At 75.2% G+C, this 15,400-nt stretch carries 15 protein-coding genes; 9 read left to right on the top strand and 6 right to left on the bottom strand.

Going from position 1 to position 15,400, the window contains the following annotated elements; all coding sequences use genetic code 11:
- Nucleotides 1-116: 116 nt before the first annotated feature.
- Nucleotides 117-995, bottom strand: a complete 879-nt coding sequence (locus FHR78_RS04775) for an ABC transporter permease subunit (protein ID WP_166759304.1) — start codon at nucleotides 993-995, stop codon at nucleotides 117-119.
- Nucleotides 992-1,987 carry an ABC transporter ATP-binding protein gene (locus FHR78_RS04770; RefSeq protein ID WP_166759303.1) on the bottom strand — a complete coding sequence of 332 codons (996 nt, stop codon included), beginning with the start codon at nucleotides 1,985-1,987 and terminating at the stop codon, nucleotides 992-994. The genes FHR78_RS04775 and FHR78_RS04770 overlap by 4 nt, the downstream gene beginning before the upstream one ends.
- Nucleotides 1,988-2,181: 194 nt before the next feature.
- Here FHR78_RS04770 and FHR78_RS04765 point away from each other — a divergent pair, with 194 nt between their 5' ends.
- The 6 genes from FHR78_RS04765 (at nucleotide 2,182) to FHR78_RS04740 (ending at nucleotide 6,931) form a co-directional block, all read left to right on the top strand.
- A complete protein-coding gene (locus tag FHR78_RS04765) occupies nucleotides 2,182-2,853 on the top strand; it encodes a DedA family protein (RefSeq protein WP_347878052.1) in 672 nt (223 codons plus the stop codon).
- Between the two features lie 7 nt (nucleotides 2,854-2,860).
- Complete coding sequence (locus FHR78_RS04760; protein ID WP_347878051.1) at nucleotides 2,861-3,487, top strand: nucleoside/nucleotide kinase family protein; 627 nt, start codon at nucleotides 2,861-2,863, stop codon at nucleotides 3,485-3,487.
- Between the two features lie 79 nt (nucleotides 3,488-3,566).
- Nucleotides 3,567-4,241, top strand: a complete 675-nt coding sequence (locus tag FHR78_RS04755) for a histidine phosphatase family protein (RefSeq protein WP_166759302.1) — start codon at nucleotides 3,567-3,569, stop codon at nucleotides 4,239-4,241.
- A 199-nt stretch (nucleotides 4,242-4,440) separates the two neighbouring features.
- Complete coding sequence (locus tag FHR78_RS15565; RefSeq protein WP_166759301.1) at nucleotides 4,441-5,817, top strand: peptidoglycan DD-metalloendopeptidase family protein; 1,377 nt, start codon at nucleotides 4,441-4,443, stop codon at nucleotides 5,815-5,817.
- A 151-nt stretch (nucleotides 5,818-5,968) separates the two neighbouring features.
- Nucleotides 5,969-6,532: a GNAT family N-acetyltransferase gene (locus tag FHR78_RS04745; RefSeq protein WP_347878050.1), complete on the top strand. Its 564-nt coding sequence runs from the start codon at nucleotides 5,969-5,971 to the stop codon at nucleotides 6,530-6,532.
- Nucleotides 6,533-6,571: 39 nt separating this feature from the next.
- Nucleotides 6,572-6,931: a hypothetical protein gene (locus tag FHR78_RS04740; protein ID WP_166759300.1), complete on the top strand. Its 360-nt coding sequence runs from the start codon at nucleotides 6,572-6,574 to the stop codon at nucleotides 6,929-6,931.
- Nucleotides 6,932-7,080: 149 nt separating this feature from the next.
- Here FHR78_RS04740 and FHR78_RS14820 read toward each other — a convergent pair whose 3' ends face one another.
- The 4 genes from FHR78_RS14820 to FHR78_RS04720 all read right to left on the bottom strand — a co-directional run bounded on the left by FHR78_RS14820 (nucleotide 7,081) and on the right by FHR78_RS04720 (nucleotide 10,932).
- The gene (locus FHR78_RS14820) at nucleotides 7,081-7,989 is read right to left on the bottom strand and encodes a hypothetical protein (RefSeq protein ID WP_208392754.1); all 909 of its coding nucleotides are present in this window, start codon (nucleotides 7,987-7,989) and stop codon (nucleotides 7,081-7,083) included.
- 54 nt (nucleotides 7,990-8,043) lie between these two features.
- Nucleotides 8,044-8,916, bottom strand: a complete 873-nt coding sequence (locus tag FHR78_RS04730) for a DNA/RNA non-specific endonuclease (RefSeq protein ID WP_166759299.1) — start codon at nucleotides 8,914-8,916, stop codon at nucleotides 8,044-8,046.
- Between the two features lie 297 nt (nucleotides 8,917-9,213).
- Complete coding sequence (locus tag FHR78_RS04725; RefSeq protein WP_166759715.1) at nucleotides 9,214-9,843, bottom strand: PadR family transcriptional regulator; 630 nt, start codon at nucleotides 9,841-9,843, stop codon at nucleotides 9,214-9,216.
- Nucleotides 9,844-10,038: 195 nt separating this feature from the next.
- Nucleotides 10,039-10,932 carry an HpcH/HpaI aldolase/citrate lyase family protein gene (locus tag FHR78_RS04720; RefSeq protein ID WP_166759298.1) on the bottom strand — a complete coding sequence of 298 codons (894 nt, stop codon included), beginning with the start codon at nucleotides 10,930-10,932 and terminating at the stop codon, nucleotides 10,039-10,041.
- Between the two features lie 305 nt (nucleotides 10,933-11,237).
- Here FHR78_RS04720 and FHR78_RS04715 point away from each other — a divergent pair, with 305 nt between their 5' ends.
- The 3 genes from FHR78_RS04715 (at nucleotide 11,238) to FHR78_RS04705 (ending at nucleotide 15,390) form a co-directional block, all read left to right on the top strand.
- Nucleotides 11,238-12,968, top strand: a complete 1,731-nt coding sequence (locus FHR78_RS04715) for a hypothetical protein (protein WP_166759297.1) — start codon at nucleotides 11,238-11,240, stop codon at nucleotides 12,966-12,968.
- A gap of 272 nt (nucleotides 12,969-13,240) precedes the next feature.
- Complete coding sequence (locus FHR78_RS04710; protein ID WP_166759296.1) at nucleotides 13,241-13,957, top strand: hypothetical protein; 717 nt, start codon at nucleotides 13,241-13,243, stop codon at nucleotides 13,955-13,957.
- 152 nt (nucleotides 13,958-14,109) lie between these two features.
- Nucleotides 14,110-15,390, top strand: coding sequence for an Nramp family divalent metal transporter (locus FHR78_RS04705; protein ID WP_166759295.1), 1,281 nt, complete (start codon nucleotides 14,110-14,112; stop codon nucleotides 15,388-15,390).
- Nucleotides 15,391-15,400: the final 10 nt, after the last annotated feature.

The following is a 15,400-nucleotide window of genomic DNA, read 5'->3' as shown; positions in this document are numbered from 1 at the left end:
GTCGAGACACCGGTGCAGCGCCGGGGCGGCGTCGTTCATTCCCGATCGGCCGACGACGAGGGCCGACGCGACCCCGAGGTCACGTCGGCCCGCCGTCGAGGAGGCGCGGCTGCGGACTACACGTCGCGTCGCTTGACGAGGGCGAGCGCGACCGTGAAGAGCACCACGACCCAGCCGATCAGCACCAGCAGCGCCTGCCACGGCTCGAGCACGACCGCGCCGTCGACCGCCGGCATGGTGATCATCGACGTGCCGTCGAGCGGGTAGTCGTAGAGGCGCGCCGACGCCTGGGGCGGCGTGAACTCGTTGAGCGTGTAGATCCACGCCTTGCCGATCAGGCCCTGGGCGATGCCGAAGATGATCGGCAGCACGAAGACGACGCCGATGGCCGCGGCGATGCCGCCCGCGCCGTTGCGGATGATCGCGCCGAGGCCGAAGGCGATCATGGCCGTGAAGGCGATCGCGGCGGCGGCGCCCACGACGGAGGCCCAGAGCCTGCCGTCGCCGAGGTCGACGTCGACGTCCTGGCCGGCGAGCAACGGCGTGGCCACGAGGAGCGCGATGGCCAGGGCGACGAGCGAGACGACGAACGTGCTCGTGCCGACGAGCACGACCTTGGCCACCAGGGCGGCCGTGCGGCGCGGCACCGCCGTGAAGGTGGAGCGGACCATGCCGGTGCCGTACTCGCCGGTGATGACGAGGGCGCCGAGCACCGCGGCCACGAGCTGCGCGAAGGGCGACCCGAAGGTGATGATCGTGACGGCGATCGACTGCTGCTGGGAGGGCGTCGAGCCCGTCCCGACGAAGGCGGACGACAGCGCGGCGCCGAGGGCGGCGAAGCCGATCAGCAGCACGACGATGACCGCGAAGCACCAGGCCGTCGACCGCAGGCTGCGCAGCTTGATCCACTCCGAGCGGAGCACCCGGGCGAACGAGACGCCGGAGCCGGCCGTGTGGGCGTGTCCGGTCGTGCGGGGCGTGGTCGTGGTGGTCATCGGGTCGTTCCCGTCGTCGTGGCGGATGCGGTGCCGGCAGCCGAGGAGGCGCCTCCTGCGTGTACTGCGCCCCCGGCGTGGCCTGTGCCCCCGGCGTGGTACTCGACCGAGTCCTGGGTGAGGGTCATGTAGGCCTCCTCGAGCGAGCGGACCAGCGGGGTGAGCTCGTGCAGCACGATGCCCTGCGCCGCGGCGGCCTCGCCGACCTGGGCGGCGGTGACGCCCCGCAGGTCGAGCGCGCCGTCGTCGGTGGTCGTCGCGACGACCTCGGCGCGGCTGCGCAGCAGGTCGGAGAGCTGGGCGAGGTGCGGGCTGCGGACGCGCACGCCGTCGCCCGAGGCCTGAGCGATGACCGTGCTGACGGGCGCGTCGGCGAGGACGCGGCCCCGGCCGAGGACGATGAGGTGGTCGGCGGTCTGCGCCATCTCGCTCATGAGGTGCGACGAGAGGAACACGGTGCGGCCCTCGCTCGCCAGGTGCCGGGCGAGCGTGCGCACCCAGACGACGCCCTCGGGGTCGAGGCCGTTGACGGGCTCGTCGAGGATCACCGTCGCCGGGTCGCCGAGCAGGGCGGCGGCGATGCCGAGGCGCTGGCCCATGCCGAGCGAGAACCCGCCCACCCGCTTCTTCGCCACCGGCTCGAGGCCGGTCAGGGCGATGACCTCGCGGACGCGGGCCTTGCCGATGCCGTGCGTGGCCGCCATCGCGAGCAGGTGGTCGGAGGCGCTGCGGCCGCTGTGCACGGCCTTCGCGTCGAGCAGCACGCCGACCTCGCGCAGCGGCGCGGCGTGGTCGGCGTAGCGACGGCCGTTGACGGTGACCGAGCCCGAGGTCGGGCGGTCGAGCCCGACGATCATGCGCATCGTCGTCGACTTGCCGGCCCCGTTCGGGCCGAGGAACCCGGTGACGACGCCCGGACGGACCGTGAAGCTGACGTCGTCGAGCGCCGTCTTCGTCCCGTATCTCTTCGTGAGCGATCGAGCTTCGATCATGGAGGTGCCTCTCGTCGTCGTGCCGGTGCCGCCGCCCGGCCGTGCGCCGTCGCACGTCGGGGCCGTCGGCCTGCGTCGAGACTAGGAGGGGGCCGGGCCGCGGGGCATCCGCCGACCGGACGACCCCGGCGGCGCCCGGCCTGCGACGACCGGGGGAGGAGGTGGCCGGGTCGGCCTGTCGTTACACTCGCCCGGTGACGACCGCCACCCTCCTCGCCTCCCTGCCCGCCGCCTCCGGCGGGTTCCTGCTCTTCGACCCGGAGGCGCTGCTGCCGGCCCTCGGCCCGTGGGCGCTCGCGGGCATCTCGATCATGGTGTTCATCGAGTCGGGCGTGCTGTTCCCGTTCCTGCCCGGCGACTCGCTGCTCTTCACGGCCGGGCTGCTGCACCAGGCGCTCGAGCTGCCCGTGTGGCTGATCGCGCTCTGCGCCTTCGCCGCCGCGTTCCTCGGCGACCAGGTCGGCTACCTGCTCGGCAACCGGTTCGGGCGTCGGTGGTTCCGTCCCGACGCGCGCGTGCTCAAGACGGCCCACCTCGCGAAGGCCGAGGCGTTCTTCGCGAAGTACGGCGGCGTCTCGCTGATCCTGGGCCGGTTCGTGCCGATCGTGCGCACCTACGTCCCCCTCGCCGCGGGCACGGCGGGCTACCGCTACCCGGCGTTCCTGGCCTTCAACGTGATCGGCGCGTTCCTCTGGGCCGTGGGCCTCACCGTGCTCGGCTCGCTGCTCGGCGGGGTGCCGATCATCGCCGACCACATCGACGTGTGGGCGATCGTCATCGTCTTCGTCTCGGTGCTGCCCATCCTCGTCACCGTGCTGCGCAAGGCGCTCTCGTCGCGGCGGGCGACCGCCACGCCCGACGCCTGAGCCCGTCGTGCCGCTGAGCCTCGACGACGCCGTCGACCGGGTCGTCGCCCGCCGTGCCGAGACCGGCGGCCGGGTCGTCGTCGGCCTGGCCGGCGAGCCCGGCAGCGGCAAGAGCACCACGGCCGCCGCGCTCGCCGAGGCCCTCGTGGCGGCCGGCACGTCGGCCGTCGTCGTGCCCATGGACGGCTTCCACCTCGCCGGGGCCGCCCTCGCCCGCCTGGGCCGGCTCGACCGCAAGGGCGCGGTCGACACCTTCGACGCCGACGGCTGGCTCGCCCTGCTTCGCCGCGTCCGCGAGGGCGGCACGACCGTCTGGGCGCCGGACTACGTGCGGGGCCTCGAGGAGGCGGTGGCCGGCTCGATCGAGGTCGCCCCGGCCGTCGAGGTGGTCGTCGCGGAGGGCAACTACCTGCTCGTCGACGACGAGCCCTGGCGCAGCGCCCGGGCCGAGCTCGACCTCGCGTGGTGGGTGGAGGTGCCGCAGCGCGACCGGCTGCGACGGCTCGTCGCCCGCCACGTGCGGCACGGCATGGCCGAGGAGGCGGCGCTCGCCTGGGCGACCGGGCCCGACGAGGTCTCGGCGCAGTTCGTGCGCCCGACCCGGGCACGCGCGGACGACGTGCTCGCCGGCTGAGCGGGACGCGCCGGTTCGTGGCGGCTGCCGGTGCCGGTGGCGCTGCCGGTGTCGGCGGTCGTCCGTAGGGTGGCTGACCATGCGGCTCCTCCTCATCAGACACGGTCAGACCCCCGACAACGTGCTGGGCGAGCTCGGCACCACGGTGCCGGGCCCCGGCCTCACCGACCTCGGCCGCGAGCAGGCCGCCGCGCTGCCGGCCGCCCTCGCCGGCGAGGGCATCGGCGCGCTGGCCGTCAGCACCCTGGTGCGCACCCAGCTCACCGCGGCGCCCCTGGCCGCCGCGCTCGGGCTCGAGCCGACCGTGCTCGACGGCCTCCGCGAGGTCGAGGCGGGCGAGCTCGAGCTCCGGTCCGACCACGAGGCGGTCGACGCCTACCTCGGCACGGTGCTGCGCTGGGTCGACGGCGACCTCGACGCCCGCGTGCCCGGCGCAGAGGACGGCCACGCGTTCTTCGGCCGCTACGACGCGGCGGTCGAGACGGCCCTCGCCAGCGGCGAGTCCGTCGTCGCCCTCGTCAGCCACGGCGCGGCCATCCGGGGCTGGGCGGGCCGTCGGGCGACGAACGTCGACGCCTCGTTCGTGCGCGACCACCAGCTCGCCAACACCGGCGCCGTCGTGCTCGAGGGCGATCCCGAGGCAGGCTGGCACGTGGTCGAGTGGGCGGGCACGGCCGTCGGCGGCGCCCTGCTCGACGACCCCGCGGCGAGCGACCCCACGGGCGACCCGGTCGAGGGCGCGGGGGACGCGTGACGCGTCCCGTGTGACCCGTGTGACTCGTGTCATGTCCTGTGGCCCCCTCTCTGGGGGGCGTCGGGTGACAGGTCAACCTTCTACCTCGGGTTTACCCTCGCCGACCCACGCCGTAGGGTGGGCAGGTACCCCGACCCCGTGGCGGGCCGCCGAGAGGCGTCCGGCACCGGGTCGTCCCCTCGAGTCAGGACACCGCCACGTGAGTTCTCCGCTGCCCGCCCTGCGCTCCCGCAGCGCCTTCGCCGCCGTCTCGACGATGCTCCTCGCGCTCGTCTTCGTCGTCGCCGGCGTCGTGGTCGGCGGCTCGCCCGCCCGGGCGGCGTCGTACCCCTCGTGGGACGACGTGAAGGCGGCACAGGCGAACGAGGCGACGAAGCAGTCGCAGATCGTCGAGCTGCAGGGCCTGCTCGACCAGCTGCAGACCGACGCCGTGAACGCGCAGGCCGAGGCCGAGCGCCTCGGGGCCGCGTTCCAGGTCGCACAGGACGCGGCCGACCAGGGCGCCGCGAAGCTCGCCGAGCTGCAGGCGCAGGTCGACGAGAAGAACGCGATCGCCGACGAGAGCGAGAAGCGCGCCGGGCAGGTCTCGGCCCAGCTCGCCCGCACCGGCGGCGGCGACGTGTCGACGCAGCTGGTCGGCGACGGCGAGGCCGCCGACGACCTCCTCTACCGTCTCGGCGCGATGAGCAAGCTCACCGAGCAGGCCGACGGCATCCGCGAGCAGGCCGTCTCCGACCGCAACGTCGCCCAGTCGCTCGGCGACCAGGCGAAGGTCGCGAAGGAGGCGCTGGTCGGCCTCCGCGACACGGCCCAGGTGTCGATGGACGAGTCGCAGGCAGCGGCCGACGCCGCGTCCGCCGCGGTGGCCGCGCAGCAGGAGAACGAGTCGCGCCTGCAGGCGCAGCTCGCGGTGCTGCAGGACACCACGGCCCAGACGCAGGAGCAGTACGAGGCCGGCGTCGAGGCCGAGCGCCAGCGCATCGCGGCCGAGGAGGCCGCGCGGGCCGCCGAGGCGGCACGCCAGGCCGAGGAGCTGCGCCAGCAGCGCGCGGCGGCGGCGGCCGCGGCAGCCGCGGCGGCTGCTGCACGGCCCAGCGCGCCCGCGCCGACGCCCTCGAACCCGGCGCCCCCGGCCTCGTCCGGCGGTGGCGGTGGCGGTGGCGGGGGCGGCTGGGTCCGCCCCAGCGGCGGCGGCATCTCGAGCGGCTACGGCTACCGCGTGAACCCGGTCTCCGGGGTCTGGAAGCTGCACGACGGCGTGGACCTCGCGCCCGGCTGCTCCACCCCGATCTACGCGGCGGCCTCGGGCACCGTGACCTACGCCGGGTACTACGGCGGCTACGGCAACTACGTCCGCATCTCGCACAGCGGCGGCGTCAGCACCGCCTACGGGCACATCGTCAACGGCGGCATCCGGGTCAGCAACGGCCAGTCCGTCGTCGCCGGGCAGCTCATCGCCCTCGTCGGCAGCACCGGCAACTCCACCGGCTGCCACCTGCACTTCGAGACCCGCGTGGGCGGCGCCTCGACCGACCCGGTGCCGTTCATGTCGGCCCGCGGGGTCAGCCTCCGCTGACCCGCTGGATCCGGGCGGCCCGGCTGACCCGGGCGGCCCGGCTGATCCTGCCGGCGCGACGTCGTCGTCGCGGCGGCTCGGCACCCCGTCGGCCCGAGAGAGCGTGCAGGCCGTGCAGGGATCGTGCGGGCAGGGGTGGCAGGATGTCTCGGTGACGAACACCGCTCCTCCTGCCGACACCGCTCCTCCTGCTCCGGCACCTGCCGTCGCCGACGCCTCCGACCGTCCCGCGCTGCGGGTGCAGCACGTCGCCTGGGACGACCCCCGGGCCGTCGCGATGCGCGCCCGCATGGACGCCGAGATGAACGAGCGCTACACCGACCCCGGCGTCGTCGAGCACCCCTCGGTCACGGCCGCCCGCGACGCCGCCCTGCGCGTCGACCCCGAGCGGGTGCACGCCACCGTGCTCGTCACCGACGACTCGGGGCGTGCCGTCGCCCACGCCGCGTTGCGCGACCTCGACGGCGAGTGGGAGGTCAAGCGGGTCATCGTCGACGCGACCGAGCGCGGCCGCGGCCTCGGCGGCCTCCTCATGGCCGAGCTCGAGTCGATCGCCCGGGCGGGCGGGGCCCGTCGGCTGATCCTGCAGACGGGCGACCGGCAGCCGGAGGCGGTGCGCCTCTACGAGCGCGTCGGCTACCGCCCGATCCCCACCTACGAGCCCTACGTCGACGCCCTGCCGAACTCGATCTGCTTCGAGAAGCCGCTGGCCTGACCCCCGCCGGCGGCCGTCGCACCCGTTAAGGTGGGCACGATGATCACGCGACGAGACGCCGCCCTGCGGCTGGACATCCCGCTCGAGATGGCCGCGCGCCACGGCATCCCCGCTCGCCTGACGCTCGACGAGCTGATGGCTCTCGAGAAGTCGCCGCCGGCCTGGCTGCTGCAGTCGCGGGCCAACCGCACCGGCAAGCCGGTGTGGGTCGACCTCGCGTGCGTCGTCTGCGGCTACCACGAGGCCGCCCGGCCGAAGAAGTGGTGGCCGACCTGGACCTACCTCAGCTGCGACGACCACGGCGTCGACGAGCTGCCCGAGCCCGAGCAGGGCGTCGTCCGCGCCGAGGTGCCGGGCGTCGGCAGCAGGTTCGTCGCGATCGTCGACGACCGCCTCTAGGGCTGCGGGGGCACGGGGCACGGGGTCCGGCACCGGCTGCGGGCACCTGGCCCCGGCACCGGGTGCAGGCATCTGGTCTCGGTAGCGGGTGCAGGCTCACCGGCGCCCGGCGCCCCGCGACCGGAGTCGCGGTGCGACGACCGCGGCCGTCAGTCGCGGTAGCCGACCGACGCCGGGGCGTCGAGGCCGGCGAGCAGGTGCACGAGGGCCTGGCGGGCGTCGTCCGCGAGCATCTGCCGCTGGATGTGCTGGTCGTGCCAGTGCACGAGGTCGCCCGTCGTCACGTCGTTCACGCCGTCGGCCACCACGTACCGGAACGCCCAGGGGTCGCCGCCCTCGGCGAGCGTCCGACGGTGGCCGAGCACTCGGCCGGTCGCGACCTCGACGAGCACCTCGTGGCCGGGGTCCGTCGGGTCGGGCAGGCGGACGTCGACCCGCCCGTGGGCCGACGACGGGTCGGGCCCGGCGACACGGGTCCCGAGGACGGCGCTGCCGGTCTCGGTGCCGGTGCCGTCGGCCTCACGGGCATCGGCCTCGTCGCCGTCGAGTCGAGGAGGCGCGCTCCGGTCGTGCCCCGCGACCACGTCGTCGACGACCCGGGCGGCCGCGGCGACGAGTGCGTCGTCGGCCTCGGCGAGTCGTCGCGCCGTGTCGCGGAGCCAGTGCTCGAGGGCCGGGAGCTCGGCGGCGCCGAAGGGATCGGGCTCGAGCGAGTGCACGGCTAAGTCCGCGGCCTCGACGGACCACTCCCACGACAGCACCACCCTCGTCATCGCCGAGGTGCGGGGGAGGAGCGCGAGCACGCCGCGGCGGAGCCCGGGCGTGAAGTGCAGCTCGGGCTCGTCGAACAGGCCACGGACCGGGTCGGCGGACGAGCGTGCCGACCGGGGCACCCGGAACTCGGCCACGACGTCACGCCACGGCGTCGCTCGGCCGGGGGCCGCGTCGTGGTCGCGCCGCACCGTGAGCACGGTGGCCGGAGCCGGAGCCGGAGCCGGAGCCGGAGCCGGAGCCGGAGCACGCCGTCGCGGGTCGGGGGTCAGGGCGTCGTCGAGCACGGGGGACGATCCTGCCACGCACGCCTGCACGGCCGCCGGGCGCGCCGCCCCGGCTCAGAACGTGAGCTGCTCCGCCGAGTCGAGCGGCACCCAACCCTCGGGCAGGCCCGACGGGGGACGGACGGTCGGCACGACCTGCAGCGAGTCGGCCTCGGCCAGCTGGGCCAGCTCGAGCCCGGTCAGCGCCGCGATGTCGCGCACCGGCACCTGGAAGGTGCGGTACGGGCCGAGGGGAGGCAGCTCGCCCTCGTCGCGGGCCCGCAGCGTCGCCCGCTCGAGGTCGGCGTCGTCGAGCTGCGGAGACTGGTCGAGCAGGTATCCGGCGGTGCGGAGGGCCGCGCCGTCGCGGGTGGCCCAGGCCGCGATCTTCCAGAACCGGAGCGGCAGCTGCACGCCGCGGTACGTCGGGTCGTCGGGGTGCAGCACCGGGCCCGTGAGCACGGTGAGCCGCTGTCGGTGCACGGCGGCGTACTCGAGGACCAGGTCTTCGAGGCCGAGCCACAGCTCGGACGACTGGTTGAAGTCGGCCGCCTGCGGCGCCGCGTTCGTGTACGTGAAGGTGTCGAGGTTCGCGCGCGAGGCGACGGCGGCGGTGCCCCAGACCGGGTCGCGGCGCCGGACGAGGTGGCCGCGGTCGAGGTCGTTGCGGCTGTAGACCTCGGGCCCGCACTGCTGGTCGGCCGGGACGCGCTCGTCGAGGTGCCAGTCGTCGCCCCGCTCGAGGTCGACCAGCGAGGCGCCGTCGACGTTGACCGCGGTGAGGGCGGCGAGGCGGCGTGCCGGGTCGAGCAGCACGGTGAAGTGGGCGTAGGGCAGCTCGCGCACGGCGCGCGCGCCCGGGTCGGGCAGCGGCACCCGCACGTCGAGGAACGAGGGGTCGTACCCGAGGGCGGCTGCCGCCTCCGGCTGGTCGTCTGCGATGGTCATCCGCGCCTCCTGCTGGTCGGTGGGTGGTGCGCCCTCATCGTGCACCGTGCCGCCGACAGCGGCCCGCGCCTTGGACCCGACCCGCGACCCGCCCTGCAGACCCGCCCCGCCGCCGGGACACCGCCGCCCCGCACCGCGACACCGCCGAGTGAACGGAACACCGCCGAAGTGGGCGGTGTTCCGTCCACTCGGCGGTGTGGGACGGGGCCGTCGCGGCTCGGACGCAGACGGTCCGCCGTCCGCCGTCCGCCGGCAGCCGGGCGCGGGCCGTCAGGGCCGGCCGCCGGGCGACAGTCGTCAGTCGGCGAGGATCGCGTAGAGCGCGCGCCGGGTCTCGTCGAGCTTCGCGGTGGCGGCCGCGCGCTGCGCGTCGGTGACGCCCGAGCGGAACTGCTGCACGACGCCGAAGAGCTTGCCGAGGCTCTCGCGGAACTCGTCCGAGCCCTCGTCGCCGGTGGTCGCGGCCCAGGCCGCCTCGACGGCCTCGGCGTGCTCGGCCACGTAGGCGCGGCCGGCCTCGGTCAGCGAGTACTCGCCCTTGGCCGCCTGGTCGCCGGCGACGATGAGCTCCTCGTCGACGAGCTGCTGCAGCGTGGGGTAGACCGAGCCGGGGCTCGGCTTCCAGACGCCGTCGGTGCGCTCGGCGATCGCCTTGATGAGGCCGTAGCCGTTGGACGGGGCGTCCGCGAGCAGCGAGAGCACCGCGAGGCGGACGTCGCCCTTGCGGGCGCGGCCACGTCCGCCGCGGTGACCGCCGGGGCCGAAGCCCGGGAACCCGCCGAACGGGCCGGGGCCGCCGGGTCCGAAGCCGGGGCCGAAGCCGCCGGGGCGAGGGCCGCGGGCGAAGGGGCGGCCGAAGCGTCCCCCGCCGGCGAAGCGGTCGTGCTGCTCGCGGCGGTCGGAGTGGTCGGGGTGGTCGTGGTTCATGTGGTGGTGTGCGTTGCCCATGGGGAACGTCCTCTCGATGGTCGACCCGGCGTGACCGGGTCTGAAGTGTCTGTCGCGGTGGTTGTCGCGATGTGTCAAAGATATGTCGTTGACAGTCGGTGTGTCAAGGCGGAGAACAAGAAGAAGGAGGCGCACCCACGGGGGGTGCGCCTCCTCGGCCCTGCAGTCGGCCGGCTAGCTGGCCGGGGCGACGCCGAACGCCGTGGCGAGCTTCTCGATCTTCTGCGCCCGGCCGAGGCGGGGCAGGTCGCTGCCGTCGCGGATGACGCGGCCGCGGCCCTCGAAGTCGGCGAGGAAGTCCTGTGCCCAGGCGACGTCCGACGGGGTGGGGCTGATGACCTCGTTGATGACCGGCAGCTGCTCGACGTCGAGGCAGAGCTTGCCGGTCAGACCGAGCGCGACGGCGACGCCGGCCTGCTCGCGCAGCACGGGGTGGCTGCTGCCGACCGTCGGGCCGTCGATCGGGCCGGGCAGGCCGCCGATGCGGCTCGCCACGACGAGGCGGGAGCGCGGGTACGCCATCGCCAGGTCGTCGGCGCTCGTGCCCGTGTCGCGGCGGTAGTCGCCGCTGCCGAACGCGAGGCGGAAGGCGCCGCGGGCCTTCGCGATGGCGGGGCTCTCCTCGATGCCGAGCGCGGACTCGACCAGGGCGAGCACGCGGACGGCGCCGCCGAGGCGGTCGAAGGTCTCGGTGACGTGCTCGGGGGCCTCCGTCTTGGCGAGCATGACCCCCTGCAGGCCGGGCAGGCCGAGCAGCGCGTCGACGTCGTCGGACCAGAAGTCGGTGGAGCGGTCGTTGATGCGCACCCAGGCGCGCCCGCCCGCGGTCAGCCAGGCGACGACGTCGTCGCGGGCGGCAGGCTTGCGGGCCGGGTCGACGGCGTCCTCGATGTCGAGGACGATCTGGTCGGCGCGCGAGCGCGACGCCTGGTCGAACCGCTCGGGGGCCGTGCCGGGCACGAGCAGCCACGAGCGGGCGATGTCGGCGGGGGGCTTGGGGCGACCGGGGGCGGCCGGGCCGGACGCGGCGGTGTCGGCGGCGTCGGCGGTGGGGGCTGTGTCGGTCATGGGACGTCCTCGTCTGTCTCGTCGTCTGTCTCGTCGCGCGACGCCGGGGCCCGCTCGTCGCGGGGGGCGCCTCCTCCACGCTACCGGGCCTCCGGGAGCGGGCCGGGCGCGGGCGCGCGGCCGGGCCGGGGTCGGGGCCGTCCGGCGTCGGCGTGGCCGTCGTCCGCGGGCTCCGGGCGGGGCTCCCGCCCGAGAACCGCCGTCAGGCGTACCGTTCAGGAAGACCACAGGCGACACCCGGGGTCACGGAGCACCGGCGACGTGGCCAGCGGGTCGTCGCGAGGCCACGATCACGAGGAGCTCCCATGACCGACGCGAACACCCCCAGAGACCGCGCCGACGAGGGCGACGCACGCGACCGCGCCCCGCGCGAACCCGCCCGCGACCCCCTCGACGACGCCCCGCGTGGCGACGGCGACACGATCGCCGACGCGCCCGCGGACGGCACCGACCGCAGCGCCGACGGCCCCGCCGTCGACTTCGGCTCGCCCGCCGCGGACCGGCCCGCCGTCGACTTCGGCTCGCCCGCCGCCGACCGCCCCGCCGTCGACTTCGGTGCGCCCGCCGCTGCCGACCGTCCGGCCGTCGACTTCGGCGCCGACGCCGACCGCCCCGGCACGGCCACGGACGGGCCCGCCGAGCCGGCGGTCGCCCCCGAGGACCGCGTCGAGCGTTCAGGCGACGACGACCGCGGCTGGTCGGCCGAGCGCCGGGCCGACGAAGCGTCGACCTCGGCTCCTGACTCGTCGACGGGCCCGGCCGCGCCGCCGGCCGTCGCGTTCGGCGACGCACCCGCCTCGGCCGCCGCGCAGGGCGACGGCCAGGGCCACGACGACCAGGCCCGCGACTCGCGTCTCGACGCCGCCCGTGTCGACGACTCAGGCGACGCCGAGCGTCGCACCGCCGACGGCCCCGGGGTCGCCGCCGCCGCGGCGACGACTCCTGAGTCCTCGACCGCCGACGACCGTCCGACCTCGGACCACGCCGACACCGAGGTGCTCCACGACCGCGTCGAGACCGGCGACCGCGCCGCCGACGCGGACCGCCGTGACGACGCCGACGCCGACCGCCGTGACGACGCCGACGCCGACCGTCGCGACGACGCCGCCCCGGTGGTGCCGCCCGTCGTGGCGCCCACCCCGCCGGCCTCGCGTGCCTGGTCGGCCGCTCCGCAGGACGACTCCGGCCGCCCCCTGCACGACGACGAGGCGCTGCGCGCCGCCGAGGCGCACCGTGCCTCTGACGAGCGTCGTGCCTCCGACGCCGACGACGACGCTCGCTCGGATGACTCGCCGACGGTCGTCGCCCCCGTGGCGGCCCCCGCCCGCGGCGACGACGCGCCGACCACCGCCTGGCGCACCGACGACGGCCGCGTGGCCGCTCGACCCGGCTCGAGCGACGCGACCACCGCGACCGGCTCGCAGGCCTACCCGCTCGTGGCCGAGGGCGCCGACCCGGTCGCCCTGCGTCGTGAGCTCCTGACCGAGCAGAAGCAGGAGTTCTCGGGCATCCGCTTCGGCGCTGGCCTGCTCGGCTGGTTCGCCGCCACGGGCTTCGGCGTCTCGCTGTTCGTGGTCTTCGCGGCCATCGCCTCCGCGGTGGTGGCTGCCTCGTCGGGCTCCGACCCCAACGGGTTCCGCGGCTACCTCGGCGACAACGCCGAGCTGTACTCGCTGGTGACCGGCATCGTCGTGCTCGTCATCGTGTTCGCCGGCTACTTCGTCGGCGGCTTCACCGCCTCGCGGGTGGCCCGGTTCTCGGGCTTCAAGCAGGGCCTCGCGACCTGGCTCTGGGGCCTCGTCATCACGATCGTGGTCGCCGTCGTCGGCGCCGTGATCGGGGTGCAGGCGGGCGACCAGTCGGCTCCGAACCCCATGGTGCCGTCGATGGACGACCTGTCGTCGTCGTCGCTCGAGTCGTTCGTCTTCCTCGGCCTGCTCCTCGTGCTCAGCTTCGCCGGGGCAGTCCTCGGCGGCCTCCTCGGGCAGCGCTGGCACCGCAAGGTCGATCGCTTCGTGCCCGACCACCAGGTCTGACCGACGGGTCCCGACGACCCCGCGAGGGGCGTCGGGACCGCCTCGAGGTCGGCTCACCGATCCGGCCGGGCCATGGCGTCGAATCCCTCGACGTGTACCGGAACCGGCACCGGGCCCCGCGACACCGGAGCCACGGCCGGCCCGCACCGCCGCCCCAGCACCGCCTCCGCACCACCGCATCACCGCACCACCCCCACCACCCGCACCACCGACACCACCCGCCCCGCCCGGCCCCGCCGGAGGACCGCGGACCGCGACACGCAAAGGACACCATGCGCCTCCTCGACCGTTCCCCCCTCGTCCGCAGCACCCTCGGCGTCGTCGCCGCGGGCGCCCTCGTGTTCGGCCTCGCCGCCTGCTCGTCGACCTCCGACTCGGAGAGCAACAACACGGCCCCGACGCACCCCACCAACGCGACCGAGCCGTCCGAGGCCGCCAGCGCCGAGCCGCTGGCCTCGATCCCGCAGCTCACGGCCGGCGTCGACACGCAGGTCGCCGTCGACGCCTCGTTCGTCGACGCGCTCGGCACGCTGGGCCTCACCCCCGGCGTCGTCGGCACCGCCACGTTCACGGACGGCACGTTCTCGTTCCCGATCACCGGCGGCACGGTCGACTACTACGACCCCGAGGGCGACGTGCGGCCGTACGTGCAGGGCAACATCGACCACGACGGCTCGGGCCTCAGCCTGACCGCCGCCGACGGCACGGTCGTCGAGCTCAGCGACTTCCGCATCGACCCGGGCGAGAGCGAGCTCTACGGCACGGTGACGGTCGGCGACCAGATCGTCGCCCAGGACGCCTTCCTCTTCGACCTCTGGGGCGGCACGCTGCAGCCCCTCCGCATGGAGGGCACGAACGCCGTCCTCGAGGGCACCACGGTGCACGTCAGCTCGGACGCGGCCGAGCTGCTGAACCAGACCTTCGGCACCGAGGCCGTCGAGGACGAGATGCTCGTCGGCGTCGCGACCATCACCGTCGCCACCGAGTAGCCCGCCCCGGGCGCGTCCGCCCGGCAGGCCCCGACGGCCCCGTCCCGTGCACCGGCACGGGACGGGGCCGTCGTCCGTCCGACGGCCCGTCAGGAGTTTCGACCGCAGCAACACAGAAGTTCGGCACGCCGAAACATGGGTAGGCTGCCTGCATGGCGACGACACGACCCCCGGGCTCCGCCGTGCAGGAGGCGCCCGACGGCCGACCGGCACGACCTGCGCACCCGAGGCCCCGCGGCACCCTGCTCGGGCCCGCGTTCGTCGCGGCCATCGCCTACGTCGACCCCGGCAACGTGGCCGCCAACCTCACCGCCGGCGCGCAGTACCAGTACGGCCTGCTCTGGGTGCTCGTCGCGGCCAACGCCGTCGCGGTGCTCGTGCAGTACCTGTCGGCGAAGCTCGGGGTGGTGACCGGCCGGTCGCTGCCCGAGGTCATGGGCGCGCGCCTCCGTCGTCCTGCCCGCCTCGCCTACTGGGGGCAGGCCGAGGTGGTGGCCGCGGCCACCGACGTCGCCGAGATCATCGGCGGCGCGCTCGCCCTGCAGCTGCTCTTCGGCGTCCCGCTCGTGGTCGGCGGGATCGTCACGGGCGCGGTCTCGCTCGGGCTGCTCATGCTGACGCGGTACCGGGGCGGACACGTCTTCCAGTCGGTCGTCATCGGCATGCTGGCGATCCTCACGGTGGGCTTCTGCGCCGGCCTGTTCTTCTCGCCGCCCTCCGGCATCGGCATGCTCGAGGGCCTGGTGCCCCGGTTCGAGGGCGCGCAGTCGGTGCTGCTCGCCGCCTCCATGCTCGGGGCGACGGTCATGCCGCACGCCGTCTACCTGCACTCCGCGCTGGTCCGCGACCACCACGGCACCGTGGCCGAGGGCGACGACCGTCGCCGCGTGCTGAGGGCGACCCGGTGGGACGTCGTCCTCGCGCTCGTGGTCGCCGGCGGCGTCAACATCTCGATGCTCGTGCTCGCGGCGTCGACCCTGCCCGGGCGCACCGGCACCGACACCATCCCCGGGGCCCACGACGCCATCCGCGACGCGCTCGGCCCGGTGGTGGGCGTGCTCTTCGCGGTGGGGCTGCTCGCCTCGGGCCTGGCGTCGACGTCGATCGGCTCGATGGCCGGTGCCGAGATCATGCACGGGCTGCTGCGGGTGCGGGTGCCGCTCACGGTGCGGCGGGTCGTCACCCTCGTGCCGGCCCTGGTGCTGCTCGCGACGGGCATCAGCCCGACCTGGCTGCTCGTGCTCAGCCAGGTCGTGCTGAGCTTCGGCATCGCCTTCGCCCTCGTGCCGCTCGTCGTGGTGACGAGCGACGCCCGCCTCATGGGGACGGGCCGCAACGCGACGGGCACCCGCGTCGTGGCGTGGGCGGCCGTCGCGATCGTCGTGGCCCTGAACGTCGCCCTCGTCGTGCTGACGGTGACCGGCGGGGCCTAGCAGGCGCCGG

The organism is Frigoribacterium faeni (assembly GCF_011761235.1).
GTDB classification, from domain to species: domain Bacteria; phylum Actinomycetota; class Actinomycetes; order Actinomycetales; family Microbacteriaceae; genus Frigoribacterium; species Frigoribacterium faeni_A.
This window is presented reverse-complemented; position numbering and strand designations above follow the sequence as displayed.

Excerpts from the sequence above, each read along its gene's own strand:
- FHR78_RS04740 (WP_166759300.1), top strand. The coding sequence starts at position 6,572 with ATGATCACGCGACGAGACGCCGCCCTGCGGCTGGACATCCCGCTCGAG.
- FHR78_RS04730 (WP_166759299.1), bottom strand. The coding sequence starts at position 8,916 with ATGACCATCGCAGACGACCAGCCGGAGGCGGCAGCCGCCCTCGGGTAC.
- FHR78_RS04720 (WP_166759298.1), bottom strand. The coding sequence starts at position 10,932 with ATGACCGACACAGCCCCCACCGCCGACGCCGCCGACACCGCCGCGTCC.
- FHR78_RS04770 (WP_166759303.1), bottom strand. The coding sequence starts at position 1,987 with ATGATCGAAGCTCGATCGCTCACGAAGAGATACGGGACGAAGACGGCG.
- FHR78_RS04705 (WP_166759295.1), top strand. The coding sequence starts at position 14,110 with ATGGCGACGACACGACCCCCGGGCTCCGCCGTGCAGGAGGCGCCCGAC.
- FHR78_RS04710 (WP_166759296.1), top strand. The coding sequence starts at position 13,241 with ATGCGCCTCCTCGACCGTTCCCCCCTCGTCCGCAGCACCCTCGGCGTC.
- FHR78_RS04755 (WP_166759302.1), top strand. The coding sequence starts at position 3,567 with ATGCGGCTCCTCCTCATCAGACACGGTCAGACCCCCGACAACGTGCTG.
- FHR78_RS04715 (WP_166759297.1), top strand. The coding sequence starts at position 11,238 with ATGACCGACGCGAACACCCCCAGAGACCGCGCCGACGAGGGCGACGCA.
- FHR78_RS04775 (WP_166759304.1), bottom strand. The coding sequence starts at position 995 with ATGACCACCACGACCACGCCCCGCACGACCGGACACGCCCACACGGCC.
- FHR78_RS04725 (WP_166759715.1), bottom strand. The coding sequence starts at position 9,843 with ATGAACCACGACCACCCCGACCACTCCGACCGCCGCGAGCAGCACGAC.